Origin of the sequence: Bacillus sp. FSL K6-3312 (genome assembly GCF_038007485.1) — a bacterium.
GTDB classification, from domain to species: Bacteria; Bacillota; Bacilli; order Bacillales; family Bacillaceae; genus Bacillus; species Bacillus pumilus.
The window spans coordinates 3586765-3609192 of sequence record NZ_JBBOXI010000001.1; the positions used below are offsets into that span (position 1 = coordinate 3586765).

Here is a 22428-nt window from a genome sequence, read left to right on the forward strand (position 1 = left end):
ATGTATGTATCCATTTATCAGTGAAATAATAAGTGTTTATCCCTTATTTTTACGACAAACCATACCTCTCATTATAAACAAATTAGGGGAGTTTATGCCACCTTTAATCATGTTAATTTTTGATTTTTTCTCAAGGGGAGCAACTAATGGTTCATCATTTAGGTGAAATGGGTCTAGCTTTTGTGTCCGGCCTGCATTTTGTAAACCGATTTATTCATTCCAAACGAAAAAATGGGAACAATCAGAGGCAGCAATGGTGAATGAATAAATTTTGGCTATCATTCGAACGAAGTGATTGTCCATTTTTTATAAAGCGTATAAAAAGGTACACGCCAACGGGTTCAGTTGACGTGTACCTTTAATGAAAAAAATTGTATAACACCTTTTTTCTCAAGGAACCTTGAATTCAGTTTTTATGCGAATACCGTTACTTCTTTTCGCAAGAGTTCATGCTCTATTTATTATTCATTACAGTACAGCGACTATTTCTTTTCCTAAGGAAATGAAAGCATCTATAATAAATGGTGCCGCAAAGAGAATCGAAGCTTTCCAGTTCGCTTTTTTGTATTGAAAAAAGAACAAGATCAACACTGCTCCTATGAGTGCCGTGAAGAGGTACAGCCATAAGCTTTGTATTTGCAAGATCCCCATACATATTACATTAATAAACATAATGATAATTTTAGGAATTAGAGCATAAAACAAATGACCCTTAATCTCTGGAGCAAAGATGATTAATAGGAATTTTGCGATGAGATACTGAACTAATAGGCTGATGGTGGTTAGAATTGTTGTAATGACAACAATTAGATTCAGCATCGTTTCATAGGACATATCCTCTAACATAGCTCTTAAATCATCTAGTTGCGAAATGTAGCCATTCAACTCAATAGCAAAAGTAACGAAATAATAATTGGCCATAATAAAAATGACCAATGATATCAATGATGTTATTCTTGGACGTTGTTCCATAATAACCTCCCATCCCCTATACTCATAATGCTTGAATGATCGTTTAAGCGTTTATTCACCATGCTATGGGAAACATATATGATGGTTGAAATTTTTTTAATAGAGAGATTCACTAGCCTCTCAGATAGCATCTCTATACTCTCTGAATCTAGAGATGACATGGTTTCATCAATTAGAATGGTTTCCCAATCTTTTACGAATAATAAAGATAATCCTACCTTCGCTTTCATACCCGTAGATGCTCTGCTATACGAACCATCTAGGTTACCATCAAAAAAATCATTCACTTTCCCCATTTGTTCTTCAGTCGGCACAATTTTAAACGTATTCCACAGAATCTCTAGGTTTTCTCTAATTGTAAATGGGTGAATGCCAATAGGATCCACATTTAAATAAAGAGTCGATTCTTTGTTTGCCTCAATATCTCCAGAGTATCTCTTATCTAAACCAGCTATCATTTTAAGGAGAGTGCTTTTACCTGCACCATTTCTCCCCACTAAATGAAAGAGACCTGTTGGAATTGAAAAATTCACTTTATCTAGTATGATATTGTTTTTGAACTTCTTCGTACATTCTACAAATTCTAATCCCACTTGAATCCCCTTCTCTGTCGTATAGAGTCTTCAATAAAACCATCTATTATTGATCATGATAGAAAATAATAAAGAATCATACCCTTCAATAAAAGCAGCTATTATTAGGATGACTAACGATAGTAGATAATAAGGAATCATTTTTTTCATGACACCTAAAGCAGCTTTAATTGATTTCGTATAAATTAGTGTGAAAAGCACATACTGGCTGATTCCTTGATAAAACAACATATTTGGAAATTCTAATAGCCCATGAGGAATTAGTTTACCTAAAGCTTCTTGTGCTCCTAGCGTTCTAAAACCCATCGTAATGACGAAGGACGAACCTCCAAAATCCATTATTTGAAATAACGGCGACAACAAGAAACCCAGTAAATACATTGCAAAGTTCGTTAAGTTATGTGTCAGGACTACAGACATAAATTCCTGGCCCGAAGTTGGTGGTGCGGCTTCAAATAAATCTTTGTTGACTATATTCCCTAGATAAATCCCTGTACCTATCAGCAATATACAGTAGATAGAGTAGTACCACAGAAAATACTTCAATCTTTTATGTATCATTTTCCTCCTCTTTTCATGAAGTAATCGTGAAAATAGTAATGCATATGAGTAATAAAATAGGCAAGGACAGCTTCAATAACTTATGTTCATAATCGTTGATTAATAGTTCTGTTTTTCTGAAATATACGACCCCAATAAAGATGATTAAAGGCAACGATAACGTATTTTTAAGAATAATTGAGATATCGGACGTGTTGATCATTACTCCGACTATTCCACACACACTGACAAAAATCAGTACAAGACATAGTAAATATATCGTACTGGATTTAAATCTCTCGTACGGACTCACAATCAAAGAGGATTGCAACGTCTCGATTCTTGCCCTATCAAGCACAATCTCTTCCTTTTTCGACCCTATTAAGATTTCTAAGATCGTAATAAAGTTTATATAGACTAAAATGAGCGCAGGCAGATTTTCTATTTTCGTTAAAAAGGATTGGGCGAAATAAGTAAGCATTGATACTAAGGCACCTATTAAAATGATCAATATTTTATTACTAGTGATATATGACAAAAATAAATACAGAATATTTCCAGACCTATATTGCTTATTCGCACTTTTTAGGAAGGAAAGTCCAGTTGTCAAAGGTATTCTATGAGAATTACTTATGTAAATGTAAATAAGAAGAGACTGTACTATTTGCAGTATCATCACTGCTTCAAAAACGGACGTTATGATATACCAAAATTGCAACAAAAGGAGTACTCTGTTGATGATATTGAATAGACCGGACAATAATTGAGATGCAAAAGAAAGCATCACGACAATAAGTGCTAGTATCATAATGAAATATTGATTTTCTACTAACAAAAAGGTTAAAGCGATGAAACAAGCCAAAAGTAATTGAACTGAATATCCTTTTTTAATCGTAAAGAATAAATGTTTCAACAACAATTGTTTAGAGACAAAGACCACGCCTGGCTGCTGTCTTCTATACGGTAATACACAACGATTAATATTAGCTGTAGCTACAATGTATATTGAAATAAAAACAAAGCTGTTTAGGTAAGTGCCGGGAATCTCACCCCGATAGAAAATCAACGCTACCATCACAATGAAAGAAAAAAGAATCATCCCAATATAATTGAGGTACCCCATTATACTTTGATCATATATTTTAAATAGTTTATTTGTTTTATGCATAAGTCATTTTAAAAAGCAGCAGCCTTGGCTTTTCCTTGTTTTTTAAGTACAAACAAAATAGCAGCGGGAGCCCCAGTACTAACACCTAGATTGGCTACTATCTTTGAACCATTTCCAACGACTAAAGATGCGACTGTATCTGCAAATAACAATAGTGAGAATGAGCCAAGATTTTTTGTTTTTATCATAAAATTTCCTCCTAATTAATGTTTTATTACAAGCCGGATGGGCATAAAACGTTAAATTAGTTTTTAAGTCCCTGTCTATTGAACGTTGTTTCATCTGATATCAATACACTTTTGAAAAAAAATCATCTCAATAAAGATTGAGATGATTTTTTTTTAGATTAAAAAGCAGCAGCTTTCGCTTTTCCTTCTTTTTTAAGAATAGCCAAGATAGCAGCAGCTACACCTGAACTAATTGTGCCTACGCCAGTGAAAACACCAACGATTGTAATGACAGTTGCTACTGAGGACCAAGTATCTAAGAAATTCACTACTGTTGCCGCAGTTGCAGTACTAACACCCAGATTTGCTGCAATCAAAGAACCATTACCAATCACTAAAGCTACTAATGTTACCGCAAGAAGTGACAGCGATAATAAAGCATAAAACTTAGAATCTGTTGCTTTCGTCATAATATGACCTCCTTCGATTATTTACTACTTCTTTAGTCTAGCAAGAAGTAAATTACATTTCAATATTTTTTTGGAAAATTTGTAATATTTATTTAATTAACGGTATTTGTAATCAGTTTTTATCAGGATTTACGTTCATTTTCCATTTTTACCGGGCACTTATGTAATAGCATAAAATGCTCTGATTCATTTAAATCTAGTCAGAATTTCTGATAAACACTATCAAAAAATCAATTCGTTTCAAATCTTCAATGCCTTCTTTTTAGAGACAGGTAAACTTTTATGATGAATTTTTTTAAGAGATGCTCGTTTCCTGTAGTACTTTGATTATTACTGAGATATTCTTCAACAATCGGAGCTCACCTTCGTTAAAGACAGAGACCAAGTTCAAAAAATCACTGAAAGATCATGTTATAGATGTGGAAAAAGAGTTGATTTTATTTTGAATTCAAGAGAAATGATGAATGGAATGGGAAGTAAGTTATATACATTGACCCTAAGGAGAGAAGAACCGTATCCTGTATTAGGGAGCGATTCATTTTTGGAAATATATCAGTATCTTTATACATTTCAGTTCCTATCATAGCTTTTGAAAAATTGTAACATTTAGAAAATGTGATAAACATACTATTCTCTAAAACACAACATAAGTCCCTACAAATCGGAGTCGAAAAAGAAGAAAATGGATTAAATCACCTAGTTAAATTGAATCAATTTCCTCAATTCCAAAAGAAATCGAGACACTCATATTGAGTTGTCTCGACTTCGATTTGATATCAAAATAGATACCCATTATTCAAATCTTTGAACGTATGATGAAAAATAATGGCTGCTTTTTGCATGAATCGTCTGTATAGTCATTTCTGTATTTTCTTTAGATCCAGATATTCGGGCAAAAAAAGCATTGCTCCTTTATGTAGGCAGAATCATAACCATCACGTTAGAAATGAGGCTGAACCCTGACATTTCTGCAAAGTCTAAACACATTGGTGAATGAGATGAACTTGTTATCTAGTTCTCAAGCATTGAAATATGCTTTCATAACGATACACTTTTATCGTTTATTTTAAGGCTAGAGATTCTGAAGTAATGAGATGACTACTGCTATGGTCAATATGATGCCTGCAAGCATTAAAACAATTAATTTTCTACGGCTATTTTCTTTTTCATTGTGATCTTTCTTTGAAGACTTCGAAAGTTCTGCGGAAACCATGATCCATATCACCAAAGTCACAATTGCTATAATGGTAGTAGTTGTGGTCATAATAACCTCCCATATTTTTATTTTCTTAATTTTAACATAATGCTAATATAATATGGATCGATACTGGAAATCATCTTAAATTCAGGAAAACCTGACTATTACCTTGTATGTGGGTTATAGCTATATCATTCTTGAGGTCTAATTCTTTAGTAGGTATATTGCCAATTCACATGTACCAATACTCACTACTTCACCAGTTACAAATCACTCATACGTTAAAGCTGTTTCCTGTTGCCGACACTATCCTTTTACAATCCTAAAATAAAAAAACTTTGGATGATGCTAGTGATTAATGCTTCATGAACCAAAACAGACCACCTCACATCAGGTGGTCTTTGCTTTGTTTCTACATATCTAGCAGTTTGCGTGAGATGACTAGGCGCTGGATTTCCTGTGTGCCTTCATAAATTTGGGTGATTTTCGCATCACGCATGTATCGTTCGACTGGGTAATCCTTTGTATACCCGTAGCCGCCGAAGATTTGGACGGCTTCTGTTGTTACCTTCATGGCTGTATCTCCAGCAAAGAGCTTGGACATAGCTGATTCCTTTCCATACGGGAGCCCTTTCGTTTCGAGCCATGCTGCCTGATAAGTGAGCAGCCTAGATGCTTCAATTGCGGTTGCCATATCTGCGAGCTTAAAAGCAATTCCTTGATGCTGAATGATTGGTTTGCCGAATTGCTTTCGCTCCTTCGCATAATCGACTGCCGCATCAAGAGCGCCTTGTGCAATCCCAACAGCCTGAGCAGCAATACCGTTTCTTCCGCCATCGAGGGTCATCATAGCTATTTTAAAGCCTTCTCCTTCTTGTCCGAGCCGGTTTCTTTCATGAATCCGGCAATCTTCAAATCGAATTTCAGTCGTTGGCGATGAGCGAATGCCCAGTTTGCTTTCCTTTTTGCCGACCGAGAAGCCCGGTGTCTCTTTTTCTACAATAAAGGCGGTCGTATTTCGAGATGTAGCTTCTTGGTCTGTCACAGCAAACACAATATAACAATCTGCAATGCCTCCATTTGTAATAAAGATTTTCGCACCGTTCAGGACGTATTCACTGCCTGCTTTTACTGCCGTTGTCTTCATTCCGCCGGCATCTGAACCCGAACCGCTCTCAGTGAGTGCATATGCCCCTACCTTCTGTCCTTCTGCAAGCGGCTTTAAATAGGTCTCTTTTTGTTCATCTGTTCCGAAAGTATAGATAGGCCACGAGGCGAGAGAGGTGTGGGCGGAGAGGGTGACGCCTGTAGAGGCGCACACTCTTGAAAGCTCCTCCACTGCGATGACGTAGGCTAAATAATCACTACCGATCCCGCCTACCTCTTCCGGCCAAGGAATGCCCGTTAAACCGAGCTCCGCCATTTGGCGAAAAATAGCTGGATCATACGTTTCTGTCTCGTCCCGCTCTGCTGCTGTTGGCTCTACTTCATTTTTCGCAAAATCCCTCACCATTTTTTGAATCATTTCATGTTCATCACTTAATTGAAACTGCATCATGAGCCACCTCGTTTCATATTAGCTGTTTACAAATGACCAGCCTTTGAATTTCACTTGTTCCTTCATAGATCTCACAAACTTTCGCATCACGAAAGTAACGTTCTGCTTGATAGCGATTCGTATAACCGTCCATGCCGAGTAAATGGATCGCTTCTGTACTGATCTCAACCGCCGTTTTTGACGCAAATAGCTTTGCCATGGATGCTTCCTTTGTCACCGGACGATTCGCCTCTTTATAAAAAGCCGCTTGATAGACTAATAGTTTGGCAGCTTCAAGCTTCGCTGCCAAATCACCCAGCCGAATGGTCGTTTCTAGACCTGCCGGGTGCTGCTTTAAATACGTCACCGCTTCGGTTAATGCGGCTTCAGCTATACCGAGGCTTTGAGCCGCGATACCGATTCTCCCCGCATTTAAACTAGACATGGCTATGTGAAAGCCCTCTCCTTCTGCACCGAGCAGCTGCTGTTTTTGAATCCGCACATCATCAAAATGAAGCGTGACAGTTTTTGACCCATGGAGCCCCATCTTTTTCTCATCTTTTCCGATCGTAAATCCTGGTGTACCTTTCTCGACAATGAATGCCGATATATTTTTTTTCGCAGAAGCAGGATCTGTCACGGCAAAGACAAGATACAGTTCTGCTTCCCCGCCGCTTGTGATAAACATTTTTGTACCATTTAACACATAATGGTCGCCCGCCCGCTCTGCTCTTAACTGAATATTGGAGGCATCTGAGCCTGCCTTCGGTTCAGTCAGGCAAAATGCTCCCAGTTTCTGCCCGGATGCAAGCAGCGGAACATAGGATTCTTTTTGCTTATTCGTTCCAAAAGCCAAAATAGGCATCGTCACAACAGATGTATGAACGGACACAATGACACCGATGGTCGCACTCACTTTGGATAATTCATGAATGGCGATGATATACGTTGTAAAATCTGCTCCTAAGCCTTGATACGAAGCTGGTATTGGAATCCCCAGAAAGCCTTGTCGTCCCATTTCTGCTAAAAGTGTTCTTGGGAACTGACCTTGTTCCATGGCTTCCACTTCAGGGAATACACGCTGTCTTGCAAATTCTGCTGCCTGTTCTCTCCAGAGTCGCTGTTGATCCGTAAGCAAAACATCCATTTTGACTCCCCCTATGAGTGGTCGTGGTATGTGTAAAAACCTCTCTTTGTCTTTTTGCCCAGCCAGCCTGCATTCACGTATTTTTTCAAAAGAGGACAAGGTCGGTATTTGCTATCCCCAAGTCCCTCATGAAGGGTATTCATAATAAATAAACATGTATCTAGTCCGATGAAATCAGCGAGACGAAGCGGCCCCATTGGGTGATTCATTCCAAGCGTCATGACACCGTCAATACTTTCTGCATCTGCCACGCCTTCATAAAGGGTGTAAATAGCTTCATTGATCATTGGCATCAATATGCGGTTTGATACAAACCCTGGGAAGTCTTCCACTTCAATTGGGGTTTTGTTTAAATTCTTTGCTGTTTCACAAACGAGTTGATACGTGTCGTCACTCGTTTGCAACGCTCGAATGACCTCAACGAGTTTCATGACAGGCACCGGATTCATAAAATGCATGCCAATCACTTGCTCCGGTCTCCCCGTAACAGCTGCTAATTCTGTGATCGACAAGGAGGATGTGTTTGTTGCAAATATCGTTTTCGCCTCTGCAAATTGATCGAGTGTTTCAAAGATTTGCTTTTTCACACTCATTTGTTCAGATACAGCTTCAATCACTAAATGAGCCTGCTGCACGTCTTTTAAATCTGTAGATACGGCAAGCCGCTGCGTAATATCTCGGACTGCCTGATGGGCTAGCTTTCCTTTTTCTGCTCGTTTCGTCAGTTGTTTGGTCATGGAGGAAATGGCTCGATGAATCTGCTTTTCAGATGCATCATGCAGCAGAACTGTATAGCCAGACTGAGCAAAAGCTTGGGCAATGCCTGATCCCATTTGACCAGCTCCAACGACCATGACGGTTTCTTCTGTACTCATGACGATGAACGCCTCCCTTTTAATCTACCTTTATCATGATGGCATCTCCTTGACCGCCTCCACTGCAAATCGTCGCAATGCCAATACCGCCGCCTCTTTGTTTTAATGCATGAATCAAGGTCAATATGATACGTGTTCCGCTTGCCCCAATGGGATGACCAAGCGCAACTGCACCACCGTTGATATTCATTTTCCGCCGGTCAAGCCCGGTTATTTTTTCACATGCCAGCGCCACAGCTGAGAAGGCCTCATTGATTTCAAATAGATCGATATCCTCTAGGCGCTTGCCTGTTTTCTGTAAAATTTTCTCGATAGCAAAGGCTGGTGTTTTCGGAAAATCCTTTGCCTCTACAGCTACCTGCGTATGACCAAGCACGATTGCCAATGACTTGACGTCATGCTGCTTTGCATATGTGTCTTTCATTAAAAGAAGCGCACTTGCTCCATCATTGACACCTGGTGCATTTCCAGCGGTAATGGTACCCGTTTGATCAAAAACAGGCATGAGCTTTGACAGCCGTTCATATGACGTATCACGACGCGGGGATTCATCTTCTGTCATCAGCCGCTCTCCCGTTTTCGTCTTGACGGTGACGGGAGTGATTTCATGCTGAAAAAAGCCGTTTTTCTGCGCTTCGATCGCTCGTTCATGACTTCTTAATGCCCAAAGGTCTTGCTCTTCCCGCGTGATACCGAGCTCCTTCGCAGCCATGCTCCCATACTCACCCATATGAACGCCTGTAAACGAACAGGTTAATCCATCTAAAATCATCGCATCTTGTACCGCACCATCTCCCATTTTGTAGCCCCATCGCGCTTTTTTTAGCAAATAAGGGGCGTGTGACATGGATTCCATACCGCCCGCTACGATGACCTCCGCATCTCCAGCTCGGATGATTTGATCTGCTGTGCTCACACTGCGCATTCCTGATGCACAGACTTTATTGATGGTTTGCGTCGGAACGGACCACGGAAGATCAGCATGTCTTGCTGCTTGCCTTGAAGGAATCTGACCTTGTCCTCCCTGCAAAACACTTCCCATGATGACCTCATCCACATGATGTGAATCCGGCACTCTTTCTAGCGCAGCCTTGATTGCCACTCCGCCTAGTTCTGCGGCAGTCAACCCACTGAAAGCACCGCCTAGTTTTCCAAATGGTGTTCTTGCTCCAGATACAATGACTGTCTTACTCATGTATGTCCCCTCCCTTTTGTTACCGCTTACATATTATCTAAACAGCAGATGTACAGCGCCATGTATAAGCCGATGAACATTCTATTCATCGGCCTGTTTTGCTTACGAAACCTGCTTTCCAGCTTCGCCAAACACTGATTTTTCAAGAAGCTCTGCGATATCAAATGTACCTACCTGCTCTTCTACTTCTTTCGCTTTCGTCCCATCTCCCAGCATCGTTAAGCAATAAGGACACCCTGAGCTGATGATGGACGGCTGCACTTGTAACGCCTGCTCCGTTCGGGCAGTATTAATCCGGGTACCCGTCTCTTCTTCCATCCACATTAAGCCCCCGCCTGCACCGCAGCACATACCCGTTTCACGATGCCGTTCCATTTCTCTCAGCGTCACACCAGGGATGGCTTTTAAAATGTCTCTCGGCGGATCATACACTTCGTTATATCTGCCTAGGTAGCAAGAGTCGTGGAAGGTAATCACCTCGTTCACTTCATGTACAGGCGTTATTTTTCCTTCTTTCACTAGCTCTGCCAGTAATTCTGTATGATGGTACACTTCTGCCTCAAGCCCGAAGTCTGGATACTCATTTTTAAATAAATTGTAGGCGTGCGGATCAATCGTAACAATCTTTGTGACACCGTTTTTCTGGAATTCTTCAATGTTTTTTGCAGCAAGCTCTTGGAATAAAAATTCGTTTCCAAGCCTTCTTGGTGTATCACCTGAGTTTTTTTCTTTATTGCCTAGGATGGCAAAGGACACACCTGCTTCGTTGAGAAGCTTTGCAAAGGCAAGCGCAATCTTTTGGCTTCGATTGTCGTATGCCCCCATTGAACCAACCCAGAATAAATAATCGAAGGTTTGGTCTGCTTTTTTCAGCTCTTTTACTGTCGGCACGTGCACATCTTCTCTCAGTTCACGCCAATTTTCTCTTTCTTTCCGGTTCAATCCCCACGGGTTCCCTTGGCGCTCTATACTTGTCATAGCACGCTGTGCATCTGCATCCATTTTCCCTTCAGTCAGCACAAGATATCTGCGCATATCAATAATTTTGTCAACGTGTTCATTCATGACAGGGCATTGGTCTTCACAGTTTCGGCACGTCGTACATGCCCAAATTTCTTCCTCTGTAATGACTTCACCAATAAGAGAAGGATGATACATCGAGCTAGCAGCCGACTCCTCTGCACCTGCTCCTCTCGCCTGAAGCGCCAGCTGATTTCCTGTTGTCTGCCTGAAGGCAAGCTGCGGAACCCAAGGCGTCTTTGATGTAATGGCGGCCCCTTTATTGGTTAAATGATCTCTTAGCCTTAAGATCAAATCCATTGGAGACAGCATTTTCCCTGTACCTGTTGCTGGGCACATATTTGTGCAGCGCCCGCATTCCACACAAGCGTAAAGGTCGATCAGCTGTGACTGACGGAAGTCTTCAATTTTTCCCACACCGAAGGTCTCTTGTGTCTCATCTTCAAAATCAATTTTTTGCAGCTTGCCTGGCGGGTCTAATCTGCTGGCAAATACGTTCACCGGTCCTGCAATGAGGTGAGCATGCTTTGACTGCGGGACATACACTAAGAATGTCAGCAAAATCAGGAGATGCACCCACCATGCGACATAAAAAACAACCGTTGCCGCAAGAGGTGAAATACCGCCCAGCAAGAAAGCAATACTGGATGCGATTGGCTCCGTTGGTGATAAAGAGTGTCCATGCCAGATGATATTCATCCCGTTCCCAAGTAAAACGGTCAGCATCAAGCCGCCAATAAATAAAAGCACTAGACCGGATTTAAAGCCACGCTTTAAACGGACAAGCTTCTCCACATACCTTCTATGGAACGCCCAAACAACAGCTACTAAAATGAGAAGTGTGACTACCTCTTGGAAAAAGGTAAAGACACCGTAAAGCGGACCTAAAGGGAGTCCGCTGCCTGGAACGAGTCCCTTCATAATAAAATCAAGGGCTCCGAACTGTACAAGGATAAATCCGTAGAAAAACAGCACATGAATGATGCCGCTCTTCTTGTCCTTTAACAGCTTCTTTTGCCCAAATACATTGACCCAAACACGCTCTAAGCGTTTTTTCATGTCTTGTTGGAACTCTTCTTTTTTACCAAGACGAATGTACGCTGCTCGTGTTCGAATGAGATAAATAAACAAATACACAGCGTAAGCGGTCACCGCCGCAAATGCGATCATGTTCATGATTAAAAGGCTATTCATCTTGCTCCCCCTTTCATTCCCCAAAACCCACTTTGTTCCGTTTCCATGTTGTACCTCTATCATAAATAATGAATGAGTATTCAGTCAATATTTTTTACACGTTTGGGTACACTATTTAAATATGCAAAAAAGGAGGAAGCTTCATGATCGCATTGATCATCCTACTCGTACTCATTGTCATCGTTTGTCTCATATTGTTAGACCTTTATATGGGAAAGAAATATTTTTCCACCCGCGCTTTTGAACGATCTTTTGATCAAACAAGCGGTGATGCCGCCTTTTATCATGATGGCGAACCACTCTTTGAACAGCTGATCACCGATATTCAGCACGCCTCTTCTTCTATTCATATGATGTTCTTTATTGTAAAGAACGACAAGATTGGTCAAAGGGTGTTACAAGCTTTGAAAACAAAAGCTGAACAAGGGGTTTCCGTCTTTTTACTGACCGATCGATTAGGGTCCTATCCGTTTGATCAAAAGTCCATTGATATGCTGGAGAAAAGCGGCATCCAATTTTACTTTTTAAATAAGCCTCGTTTCCCTTTTTTGATTTATCGGTTAAACATGAGAAATCATCGTAAAATCACGGTAATTGATGGAAAGATTGGCTATATTGGCGGGTTTAATATTGGTGATGAATATGTTGGAAAAAAGGGTCGGTTTGGTATTTGGAAGGATTATCATTTGCGCATGACGGGACAAGTTGTCGCAGATCTCCAGCATGTGTTTTTGAATGATTTATACCGGACATCTGGCATTCATCAGCTGCAATATGAGGTTTTTCCTGCTTTGGAACCGGGAACACTACAATGCACAACACGCGCGACTGCTGGTTTCTCTTTAGAAGCTTTGTTTCTCAAAGATATTCAGCAGGCGAGGAAACAGATCATCATCTGTACGCCTTACTTTATTCCATCTGCTCCTCTTCTGAGTGCACTGCTTGATGCACGAAAGCGGGGCGTCACGGTTGAAATCATCATCCCAATGAAAGCAGATCATCCCCTCGTCAAAGAGGCTGGATTTCATTATTTGAAGGACCTCATTGCCTCCGGCTGCCTTGTTTATCGTTTTTATAAAGGATTTTATCATGCAAAAGCCATTCTAATTGACCAGAGACGCTGTATGATCAGTACGGCAAATTTTGATAAACGCAGCTTGTTTTTAAACGAAGAAGTTGACGTCGCCATTGATGATGTCGACTTTACTGCACACGTAGAAGAAAAAATTCGCGAGCATATAGAAGTGTCTGAGCTTATGACAGAGGAGAAATTGACACAGCGTCCGCTTTTGTCACGTCCGCTGGAATGGGTTGGCGCCATGTTCTCGTACTTTTTATAAAGGAGCTGACCTATGCGTTATCGATTTGGTTATGTATCCAATGTCGTCACCTTGTGGGAGGCTTCTCCTGCCAAGTCACTGACCTTTACAAGATACAGCAAGCTTCTGAAGGAAGAGAGAGAAGAGGCTTTATTACGAACAACAAAGGCCAATCTCGTGAATACATTAAGAACGCTTTACTTTGCCATTGCTCATGATATCCCGCTTTACCGTTTTTCGAGTTCGATCGTCCCGCTTGCGACCCATCCTGAGGTACGCTGGGACTTTGTGACACCTTTTCAAAAGGAGTTTCTTGAAATTGGCGAGTTGGTGAAACGGCATGAACTGCGTGTGAGCTTTCACCCCAATCAATTCACCTTGTTTACTAGCCCCAAGCCTTCAATCACAGAAAATGCCGTGATTGATATGACGTACCATTATCAAATGCTTGAGGCGATGAAGCTCGAAAAGGAAGGCTATATGAACATTCATGTGGGCGGTGCGTACGGTGATAAAGAATCGGCGCTTCAACGTTTTGATGACAATATCAAACAGCTTCCGGCGCATATCAAGGCAAGAATGACGCTTGAGAATGATGACAAAACGTATACGTCGTTAGAAACCCTTGGTGTATGTGAAAAGCACGGTATTCCCTTTGTTTTTGATTACCATCATCACGTGGCCAATAAAGATGATGATGCCGTGCTTGAAGACATCCTGCCAAGAATGTTCGACACTTGGACGAGCACTGGAATTCCGCCTAAAATCCATTTATCCTCACCGAAATCAGAAAAAGCCATACGCAGTCATGCAGATGGTGTAGATATGTCCTTTGTCTTACCGCTTTTTCATGCATTAAAACCGTATGGGCGTGATATAGATTTTATGATTGAGGCGAAGTTAAAGGATCAGGCACTGCTCCGACTTGTCGAAGAGCTGTCTGCGATAAGAGGCAACAAGCGAACCGGCGGAGGAACCATTGAGTGGAAATCATAGAGAAAGGTTTATCTCTGTTCAAACAGGGGTAACAAAGCTATTGTGAGAAAGTTATTAACAGGAGGATATGAAGATGTCTCAAATCTATTCAATCCAAATCGCTGCGAAAGCATTGAATTTACATAAGCTTATTTCTCTTTATGAAAAATGCCACCAGGCTCAACATCGTCTATATGTGTATTCTAAAAAAACAATGTGTAACATCAAGAACATCGTAGAGCTTGAAACCTTCAGGCTCACTCATTTAGAGTCTGACTACTTAATTGTCGTAGAGGGGAAAAAAGCGCAAGATCTCTTGCAGCCTTTTGAAAAAGAGCAGGTTTCATAAAAAGGAGCAGCCCTCAGGCCGCTCTTTTTGTTAGATCCACTCTTTCGTCAACCACACTTGTTTTGAAGCTGCATCCATTTTCACTTGTGCCCCGATTGGCATCGTAAGCATCGGGTGCGTATGGGCACAGTCAAAATCTGCGATGAGCGGTCTCTTTGTCTCTCCAAGCACCTCAAGTAAAATCTCGTAAGGTTCTTTTCCCGTTCCCTCATCATCAAACAGCTCATGTTTTCCCAAAAGAATACCTGATACTCGCTCAAACACTCCATTTACTTTCAATAAAGAGAAGTTTTTTTCTACAACCGAAGCGGTTTTCATGCAATCTTCAATGAGGAGAATGTCTCCTGTTTGGATCGCTGGCATGAATTCACTGCCCCATAAGCCGTACATTGCATTCAGGTTTCCGCCGATCAATCTGCCTTCTGCCCGTCCTCCTATGACGCACAGCCAATCGTTCGAACGCTGCTCTTTATCACGCGTCTTTTCTTCCCAATTGATTCGTTCATCCGTCCAAAAAGGTGGTTTTTTGATCTGATAAGGAATGGGTTGAGGATGCATCAGGATGTCTTCGAACGACTGATACGTATAAGCGACGAACGGTTCAAACTCTCCAAAAGATGGGACAAGCGCCGGTCCGTAGAATACAGGCAGTCCCGTTTTTTCGTAAGCGGCTAAAAGAATCGCTGTCGCATCTGAATAACCGATCATGATCTTCGGATGTTGATTCAGCAGCTCAAAATCAAGATAAGGGAGCAAGCTATTTGAATTTGTCCCGCCAATCATTGACATGACGCACGCCAAGTCTTCCCTAGCCATTAGCTCATTCAGCTCATCTGCTCGTTCTTGAATTGTACCTGAACGGTAGTGATCCTCTTTCCCTGTTAATGATCCTGGTACCACAATGAATCCTTTTTGCTCAAGCCACTTCTTCGCCCGCTCATACCTAAGAGGCGAGGTCGCTGATGCTGGACTTGAAGGTGAAAAAATACCGATCTTATCGCCCTTTTGTAATCGCCGAAGCCTCTTCATTCCATCAGACCCTTCCTACACGAGTTTTTTCTATCCTAACAAAAAAAGCCCCTTATCAAAAGGGCTTAATCTTTAATGACCAAACTGCGCTTCGTGCAGTCTGCTATATACGCCGCCCATTTGAATTAAATCTTGGTGGCGGCCTTGTTCTTCAATGCCTTCCTCTGTCACGACGATGATACGATCGGCGTGTTTAATTGTTGCAAGGCGGTGGGCTATGACGAGCGTTGTCCTGCCGACAGCCAGTTCACTCAGTGCATCCTGTATGGCTTTTTCTGTTTCTGTATCAAGTGCTGACGTGGCTTCATCTAGAATGAGAATGGACGGGTTTTTCAGGAACATCCGCGCAATCGACAGACGCTGCTTTTGACCGCCTGACAGTTTGACGCCGCGCTCACCTATAACGGTATTTAACCCTTCTGGGAAACGCTGTACGAGTTCCTCTAAATGCGCACTTCTTACAGCCTCCCAAATCTCTGCATCGCTGGCTTCTAAGTTGCCGTACGCAATGTTTTCACGAATGGTGCCTGAGAATAAAAAGACATCCTGCTGCACAATACCGATCTGCTGCCTTAAAGATGACAATGTCATCGACTTTGTGCTTATACCATCAATCGTGATCTCCCCTTCATCCACATCATAAAAGCGAGGCAGCAGACTGCAAATGGTTGATTTCCCCGCTCCTGAAGGCCCGACAAACGCAACCGTTTCTCCTTGTTTAATCTTTAAATCGATATTCTTCAGCACATGACTGTGTTCATCGTAGCCAAATGTTACGTTTCGATATTCAATTTCACCTTTTAGTCCGTGTACATCACGTGCTCCCTCTGTATCCTTCACATCCGGCTCTGTTTCTAGTAAATCGACATAGCTTTTAAAGCCCGCAATGCCTTTTGGATACATTTCAATGACCGTGTTGATTTTATCAATCGGTCTAAATAAAACATTTGTGATCAGAACAAACGCGATAAAGCCACCTGCCGTTAATTGACCTTGCAGGACAAACCATGTACCTGCGAGAAGGACAAACAGTGTCACAAGACGTGTGAGAATGTAACTGATCGATCCATTGACCGACATAATTTTATAGGAAAGAAGCTTCGCCTTTCGAAAACGGTTGTTGTTTTCAGCAAAACGTTTTTTCTCGAAATGTTCATTGGCAAATGCTTGAACAAGACGAATGCCGCCGATATTGTTTTCAACCCTTGCATGAAAGTCTCCAATGTCATTGTTCAGCTGTGTAATCGCATGCGTCATTTTCTTATTAAAATGAAGAGCAAGCCAGATGATGACCGGCATGATCAGGAAGGTTAAAATGGCCAGCTGCCAGTTAATCATCAGCATGACTGCAAAGGCACCAAGAATCGTCATAATCGCTATAAACAAATCTTCAGGACCATGATGCGCCACTTCTCCAATGTACATGAGGTCGTTTGTCATCCGTGACATGAGCTTACCCGTTTTGTTGTTGTCAAAGAATTTAAAGGATAGGCGCTGAAAGTGATCAAACAGCTTCTTCCTCATATCTGTTTCAATATTGATGCCAAGCATATGCCCCCAATACGACACAATAAATTGCATAACCGAGCTGAGGGCATAAATGACAAACAGCGCAAATGCGGTCCAGACAATGACTGTCCAGTTCCCTGTTGGCAACAATGTATCAATAAAGTAGTTCACGATAAGCGGGAAACCCAGTTCCATTAATCCAACGGCGACAGCGCAAAAGAAATCTAAAAAGAACAGACCTCGATAGGGCCTGTAATAGGCGAAAAAGCGTTTTAGCATATGTAAAAGAACCTCATTTCCTCTATAATTGATAATCATTTTCAATTATAGAGGAATCCTCTTCAAAATACTAGATTAGGAAATGATTTCTTTGACTAGAAATCCTCATAGAACGCCAGAAAACAACCGAGCAAATGATTCCTTTAATCGTTCTTTTAAGCCTCTTTTATAAAAATGAACAGGTCCCATCTGCTCACATTCCATCATATCTTCCTCATAGTGTGCCATCAGCTGCTCAATGGGCTTTTTCGCGGCTGTAAAGACATTGACCTCAAAATTGAGCTGAAAGCTTCTCATATCCACATTTGCAGTGCCGACAGAGGCAAGTTCTCCATCTGCGATCATTACTTTTTGATGCATGAAGCCCTTTTGATAGTGATACACCTTGATGCCCTCTTTTAGAAGCTCAGAAAAATAGGATCGTGTGGCGTATTGTGTGAGAAAGCCGTCATTGATCTCCGGTACCATCACCCGGACATCCACCCCTCTTGTAGCAGCAATTTTCAATGCTGTACGAAGGGATTCATTAGGGACAAAATAAGGTGTCGCAATCCAGACAAATTGTTTCGCATTTGAGATGAGTGCATCATATAAATCACTCATACTTTCTTTCATATCGGGTCCAGTTGGTACAACCTGAATGACATCCTCTCCCGTCACAGGATGCGGCGTATGATATTTCGGATCATCAATTAATACTTCATCTGATACATACTCCCAGTCGAGCATAAAAATAGAGTGAAGGGTTTGGACAGCCTCACCCTTTAACATGGTATGCGTATCACGCCAAAAACCGATATTTTCATCACGTCCGACATATTCTTTTCCGACATTTAACCCGCCGACAAATCCTGTCTTCCCATCAATGATCACGATTTTGCGGTGATTTCGGAAATTGAATTTTTGATTAAAGAAACCATATTTTAAAGGCAGAAATGGAGCGACCTTGACTCCTGCCTGCTTCAAGCGTTTAATATCTTTTCGGGAGAAGCGAATGCTGCCAGCCGCATCATAGATGAAGCGAACCTCTACCCCTTCTTTCACTTTTTCTATCAAAATCTCCATCATCCGGTGCCTGAGGAAATCCGATTTGAACATGTAATATTCTATATGGATGAACGATTTTGCCTTTTTTAATTCTTCAAAAATACGGGGAAACGTCTCCTCCCCATTTTTTAAAATGTCCATATCACTATTTGTGTTCACATGCATGCCTGTTGCTTTTTCTGTGTAATGAAAAAAAGTCCGCTGATTTTCGGTTAGACTTGATTCATCCGGCTTGCTCTCAAGCTCAGATATTCTGCGTAGTTTTTCACGGTTGTACATTCTTTTTGATTTGAATAAATGACCTTTCACATAGAGCTGTCCCGAGAACAAATAAAACATATAGCCAATGATCGGGAAAAAGATTAAAACATACATCCATAAGAGTGTGTGCTGTGATGTACGGTTCTCTAGCATGAGTGAGATGATACTAAATAAAATAATGGCGATATAAACCGCTGCGTACAGCTGAACACTCCACGCTGGAACCGGCCACCAATACACCACATATGCCCCGAATATCATAAAATATAAAAATAAAAATTCCAGTCTTCTCTTTTTCACATTCTCCGCCCTCATTCTTTCTGTCTTTTCTCTTCCATACCCTTTGCACAGCTTGTATGAAACGCACGACCTATGCCTTTCTTCTAGCTTTTACAGACTTGGACCATTTGATCCGATATAATGGATAAATATGTGATGGAAAGGAAGATTTGTTTATGCATACACCACCTCCTTTAAAAAAAGGTAGTCATCTTCGTGTCATTGCCCCAAGCCGAAGTGCCAGCATTTTATCAGAAGAAGGAATCGCTCAAGCAAAAAAGCGTTTAGAGATGTTAGGCTTCACCGTCTCTTTTGGACAACACGCGTTTGAATGTGATCTTCATTCCTCTTCATCTATTGAACACCGCTTGTCTGATCTCCATGAGGCGTTCACAGATGATGAAGTAGACGGTATTTTGACAGCAATCGGAGGCTTCAATTGCAATGAGCTCTTGCCTTACATTGATTACGACTTGATTCGTCAGCACCCTAAAGTTCTTTGCGGCTACAGTGATATTACCGCACTCGCAAGCGCTATTACTGCCAAATGTGAGATGGTGACATACTCAAGCCCTCATTTCTCCAGCTTCCAAATGGAGCAAGGACAAGAGGAGCAGACCGCTATGTTTCAAGCCTGCTTGATGAATGGCGGTGAGTCTTTTGATGTGATCCCTTCGACAAAGTGGAGTGATGATGCGTGGTATCTTGATCAAGCGAACAGGCAATTTCATCCGACAAAATGGGGAATATATCAGGAAGGAACAGCTGAAGGCACCTTGTATGGCGGTAACCTTTGTACACTGAATTTACTGCAAGGGACGTCGTTTATGCCTCATATCAAGGATGCCATCTTATTTGTGGAGGATGATGAGTTGGTTTTCCCTGAAATGTTCGCCAGAGACCTCACATCCCTCTTGCAGCATGCAGAATCAATCAAAGGACTGATCATCGGACGCTTTCAGAAGAAATCCGAGATGACAGAGGAACATTTAAGATTCATTCTAGATAAGCACCCAATGCTCAAACACATTCCAGTGATTTACGATGTCGATATCGGACATACGCAGCCGGTTTTCACCTTACCGATTAGTGGAAATGTAAAGCTAGCATGTAAAGATGGAGACGTGAAGCTGCGCATTCATTCATAACTAATAAAGGCTAAAAAAGCACCCGAATAGGGACTGACCCCATAAGATGAGACAAATAAAAAACACCTTCAAGTTTGAAAATGGATCGTTGTGATCCGAAATAAAACATGGAGGTGTTTTTTCTATGGGGACAAGAGTGAGTTATCCGGTTGAAGTCAAACAGAAGGCTGTAGAAATGAGATTGGCAGGCGTACCTATGAAAGAGATCATGCAGAAATTGAATATCAAGAATAAGACGCAGGTTCAGACATGGGTGAGGTGGCATAAGGCTGGGGATACACACCGGTTCGAACAGCCTGTTGGAAAACAATATACCTATGGAAAGGGTCCCGAGTACTCTTCCGAATTAGAGAGACTGCAGGCAGAAAATCGCTATTTGAGTCAACAGAATGAAGTTTTAAAAAAGTACAACGAATTGGAAAGGAAGTTGATAAGGAAACGTCAATCAAACTGGTAGAAGAATTGTGCAAAACGATGACAGTACAGGACATCTGTGTCCATTTAGGCATCTTACGTACTTCGTATTATAGATGGAAAAAGGATTTGACTCAGAATCATTCTAAAAGACAAATAGAGAAACAGGTCGGCACGTTGTGCCGAAAGCACAAATATCGATATGGTTATCGAAAAATCACAGCCATACTAAAAAGAAGAATGCGTATTAACCATAAAACTGTTCAACGTATCATGCAGAAAAACCAGTGGCAATGCCGGGTTAAAATGAAAAAGCGTAAGAAGAATGGGCAGCCCTATGCCGTGGCCGGTAATATATTGGATCGGAACTTTCAGTCTGATCGCCCTCTTGAAAAACTAGTAACGGACATCACGTATTTGCCTTATGGACAGAAACAATTGTACCTTTCCAGTATCTTGGATTTATATAATGGAGAAGTGATTGCTTTTACGATTGGTGATAAGCAGGACACAGACTTTATCTTAAACACACTTAATCAGCTCCCAGCACTGCCTGAGAATTGCGTGTTACATAGCGATCAAGGTTCTGTGTATACATCTTACGAGTATCAGAAAGCTGTTCATATAAAAGGCATTACCATGAGCATGTCCCGTAAAGGGACGCCCGCTGATAATGCCTCCATCGAATCGTTTCATTCCTCACTAAAGTCTGAAACGTTCTATCTTAACAGGATTGACCGCACTACGACCAGCATCGTAGAACGCACTGTCAAAGAATACATTTATTATTATAACAACATTCGTATTCAAACGAAACTAAACAACCAATCACCGATAAACTATCGGCAATTGGCTGTATAAAGGTGTTTTGATCCCTGTCTCAAAAACGGGGGTCAGTCCCATATGTGGTGCTTTTTTCTATGCCACCATCTTTTTTAAAAATTTTTTAGAAAAAGTGATCCAACCCTCCAACCCCTTCGTTAAGTAGATGTAAAAAGAAAAGAGAGGAGGCAAAAACATGTTCTCTGATGTACTTAACCAATTATTCGATTCTATCTCTAACATTATTAATACACTTGGATAATTCTAATTAACGCACACATACTACATGCTTACCGAAGGGAGGATGCACTCTATGTTTTCTGATGTACTTAGTCAATTATTCGATTCTATTTCTAACATTATTAATACGCTTGGGTAATGTTCAACATCCGCTGTCTCTAGTAGATAGCGGATGTTTTTATTTAACATATTCTGAATGGAGTCAATTTAAATAATTATAAGGAACCTTGTTTGATTATCATCAATTCAAAAGACCTTTTATGAACTTGTTTCTACAAATCCAATTGGATGTTATGATCTATTAAAGGAATATATTAACTATATAAAGGAGATATAATGATAAAACGTTTGATTGGTTTGTTTTTTATTACTCTTTGTATTGTTGGATTAAGCTTCACTTCAAAAACTCTCACCCTTTCTGAAGAGGAATTAGATGAAAAGGTCATCCACGTATTGGACTCATTATGGGAAGAACATGCATTGTTTAACTATCAAATTATCAAGACAGATCCCACAATTTCCATCGGCATCGATACTTCAAAAGATATGGTAAGTTTGCAATCTGTCTTAGAAAAGAAACTTCCTAAACAAGCATTAGAGGATTATGAAATTGAGATTTTTCAGAGAAATAAAAGTGATCTAAAAGCTGATTGATGAAAAACACGAAAAAACCCACTCTCG

Annotated in this window: 21 protein-coding genes; 6 read left to right on the top strand and 15 right to left on the bottom strand. The window is 41.0% G+C overall.

Annotated features, from left to right (window positions below):
* Window positions 1–468 precede the first annotated feature (468 nt).
* From MHI11_RS18835 to MHI11_RS18890, 12 genes are all read right to left on the bottom strand, one after another.
* The gene (locus tag MHI11_RS18835; RefSeq protein ID WP_283924004.1) at window positions 469–972 is read right to left on the bottom strand and encodes a hypothetical protein; all 504 of its coding nucleotides are present in this window, start codon (window positions 970–972) and stop codon (window positions 469–471) included.
* A complete protein-coding gene (locus MHI11_RS18840; RefSeq protein WP_044140169.1) occupies window positions 951–1565 on the bottom strand; it encodes an ATP-binding cassette domain-containing protein in 615 nt (204 codons plus the stop codon). Before MHI11_RS18840 ends, MHI11_RS18835 begins: the two co-directional genes overlap by 22 nt.
* Before the next feature lie 30 nt (window positions 1566–1595).
* Window positions 1596–2126 carry a stage II sporulation protein M gene (locus MHI11_RS18845; RefSeq protein ID WP_044140170.1) on the bottom strand — a complete coding sequence of 177 codons (531 nt, stop codon included), beginning with the start codon at window positions 2124–2126 and terminating at the stop codon, window positions 1596–1598.
* A gap of 13 nt (window positions 2127–2139) precedes the next feature.
* Window positions 2140–2586: a hypothetical protein gene (locus tag MHI11_RS18850; RefSeq protein ID WP_223250666.1), complete on the bottom strand. Its 447-nt coding sequence runs from the start codon at window positions 2584–2586 to the stop codon at window positions 2140–2142.
* 695 nt (window positions 2587–3281) lie between these two features.
* Window positions 3282–3461: a hypothetical protein gene (locus MHI11_RS18855; RefSeq protein ID WP_340962023.1), complete on the bottom strand. Its 180-nt coding sequence runs from the start codon at window positions 3459–3461 to the stop codon at window positions 3282–3284.
* A 158-nt stretch (window positions 3462–3619) separates the two neighbouring features.
* The gene (locus tag MHI11_RS18860; protein WP_003214902.1) at window positions 3620–3910 is read right to left on the bottom strand and encodes an uberolysin/carnocyclin family circular bacteriocin; all 291 of its coding nucleotides are present in this window, start codon (window positions 3908–3910) and stop codon (window positions 3620–3622) included.
* A gap of 1072 nt (window positions 3911–4982) precedes the next feature.
* Window positions 4983–5174 carry a hypothetical protein gene (locus tag MHI11_RS18865; protein ID WP_106066081.1) on the bottom strand — a complete coding sequence of 64 codons (192 nt, stop codon included), beginning with the start codon at window positions 5172–5174 and terminating at the stop codon, window positions 4983–4985.
* Between the two features lie 346 nt (window positions 5175–5520).
* On the bottom strand, window positions 5521–6663 hold the full coding sequence (locus MHI11_RS18870; RefSeq protein ID WP_340962026.1) for an acyl-CoA dehydrogenase: 1143 nt from the start codon (window positions 6661–6663) through the stop codon (window positions 5521–5523).
* A gap of 16 nt (window positions 6664–6679) precedes the next feature.
* Window positions 6680–7792: an acyl-CoA dehydrogenase family protein gene (locus MHI11_RS18875; protein WP_340962028.1), complete on the bottom strand. Its 1113-nt coding sequence runs from the start codon at window positions 7790–7792 to the stop codon at window positions 6680–6682.
* Between the two features lie 11 nt (window positions 7793–7803).
* The gene (locus MHI11_RS18880) at window positions 7804–8667 is read right to left on the bottom strand and encodes a 3-hydroxybutyryl-CoA dehydrogenase (RefSeq protein WP_340962029.1); all 864 of its coding nucleotides are present in this window, start codon (window positions 8665–8667) and stop codon (window positions 7804–7806) included.
* Between the two features lie 19 nt (window positions 8668–8686).
* Window positions 8687–9862, bottom strand: coding sequence for an acetyl-CoA C-acetyltransferase (locus MHI11_RS18885; protein WP_340962030.1), 1176 nt, complete (start codon window positions 9860–9862; stop codon window positions 8687–8689).
* 102 nt (window positions 9863–9964) lie between these two features.
* Window positions 9965–12076: a heterodisulfide reductase-related iron-sulfur binding cluster gene (locus MHI11_RS18890; RefSeq protein WP_340962031.1), complete on the bottom strand. Its 2112-nt coding sequence runs from the start codon at window positions 12074–12076 to the stop codon at window positions 9965–9967.
* A 143-nt stretch (window positions 12077–12219) separates the two neighbouring features.
* Between MHI11_RS18890 and cls (MHI11_RS18895) the strand changes: the two genes are divergently transcribed.
* The 3 genes from cls (MHI11_RS18895) (at window position 12220) to MHI11_RS18905 (ending at window position 14719) form a co-directional block, all read left to right on the top strand.
* Window positions 12220–13416 carry a cardiolipin synthase gene (gene cls, locus MHI11_RS18895; protein ID WP_065097845.1) on the top strand — a complete coding sequence of 399 codons (1197 nt, stop codon included), beginning with the start codon at window positions 12220–12222 and terminating at the stop codon, window positions 13414–13416.
* 12 nt (window positions 13417–13428) lie between these two features.
* Window positions 13429–14391 carry a UV DNA damage repair endonuclease UvsE gene (gene uvsE, locus MHI11_RS18900; protein WP_340962033.1) on the top strand — a complete coding sequence of 321 codons (963 nt, stop codon included), beginning with the start codon at window positions 13429–13431 and terminating at the stop codon, window positions 14389–14391.
* Window positions 14392–14464: 73 nt separating this feature from the next.
* Entirely contained in the window at window positions 14465–14719 is a 255-nt protein-coding gene (locus tag MHI11_RS18905; RefSeq protein WP_044140181.1) for a hypothetical protein, read from the top strand.
* 30 nt (window positions 14720–14749) lie between these two features.
* On the opposite strand, the gene MHI11_RS18910 is transcribed toward MHI11_RS18905, so the two are convergent.
* The 3 genes from MHI11_RS18910 to cls (MHI11_RS18920) form a co-directional block, all read right to left on the bottom strand.
* Entirely contained in the window at window positions 14750–15748 is a 999-nt protein-coding gene (locus MHI11_RS18910; protein ID WP_044140182.1) for a S66 family peptidase, read from the bottom strand.
* Between the two features lie 72 nt (window positions 15749–15820).
* Window positions 15821–17536: an ABC transporter ATP-binding protein gene (locus tag MHI11_RS18915; protein WP_034620332.1), complete on the bottom strand. Its 1716-nt coding sequence runs from the start codon at window positions 17534–17536 to the stop codon at window positions 15821–15823.
* Window positions 17537–17641: 105 nt separating this feature from the next.
* Window positions 17642–19144, bottom strand: a complete 1503-nt coding sequence (cls, locus tag MHI11_RS18920; RefSeq protein ID WP_340962036.1) for a cardiolipin synthase — start codon at window positions 19142–19144, stop codon at window positions 17642–17644.
* Between the two features lie 155 nt (window positions 19145–19299).
* Here cls (MHI11_RS18920) and MHI11_RS18925 point away from each other — a divergent pair, with 155 nt between their 5' ends.
* The 3 genes from MHI11_RS18925 to MHI11_RS18935 all read left to right on the top strand — a co-directional run bounded on the left by MHI11_RS18925 (window position 19300) and on the right by MHI11_RS18935 (window position 22401).
* A complete protein-coding gene (locus MHI11_RS18925; protein WP_340962038.1) occupies window positions 19300–20271 on the top strand; it encodes a S66 family peptidase in 972 nt (323 codons plus the stop codon).
* A 124-nt stretch (window positions 20272–20395) separates the two neighbouring features.
* Window positions 20396–21546, top strand: a protein-coding gene (locus tag MHI11_RS18930; protein ID WP_340960284.1) for an IS3 family transposase whose coding sequence is annotated in 2 segments (ribosomal slippage) — window positions 20396–20669 and window positions 20669–21546 — 1152 coding nt in all. Because the reading frame shifts where the segments join, the coding sequence is not laid out codon by codon here.
* Window positions 21547–22083: 537 nt separating this feature from the next.
* Window positions 22084–22401, top strand: coding sequence for a hypothetical protein (locus MHI11_RS18935; RefSeq protein ID WP_044140184.1), 318 nt, complete (start codon window positions 22084–22086; stop codon window positions 22399–22401).
* The last annotated feature ends 27 nt before the right edge of the window (window positions 22402–22428 follow it).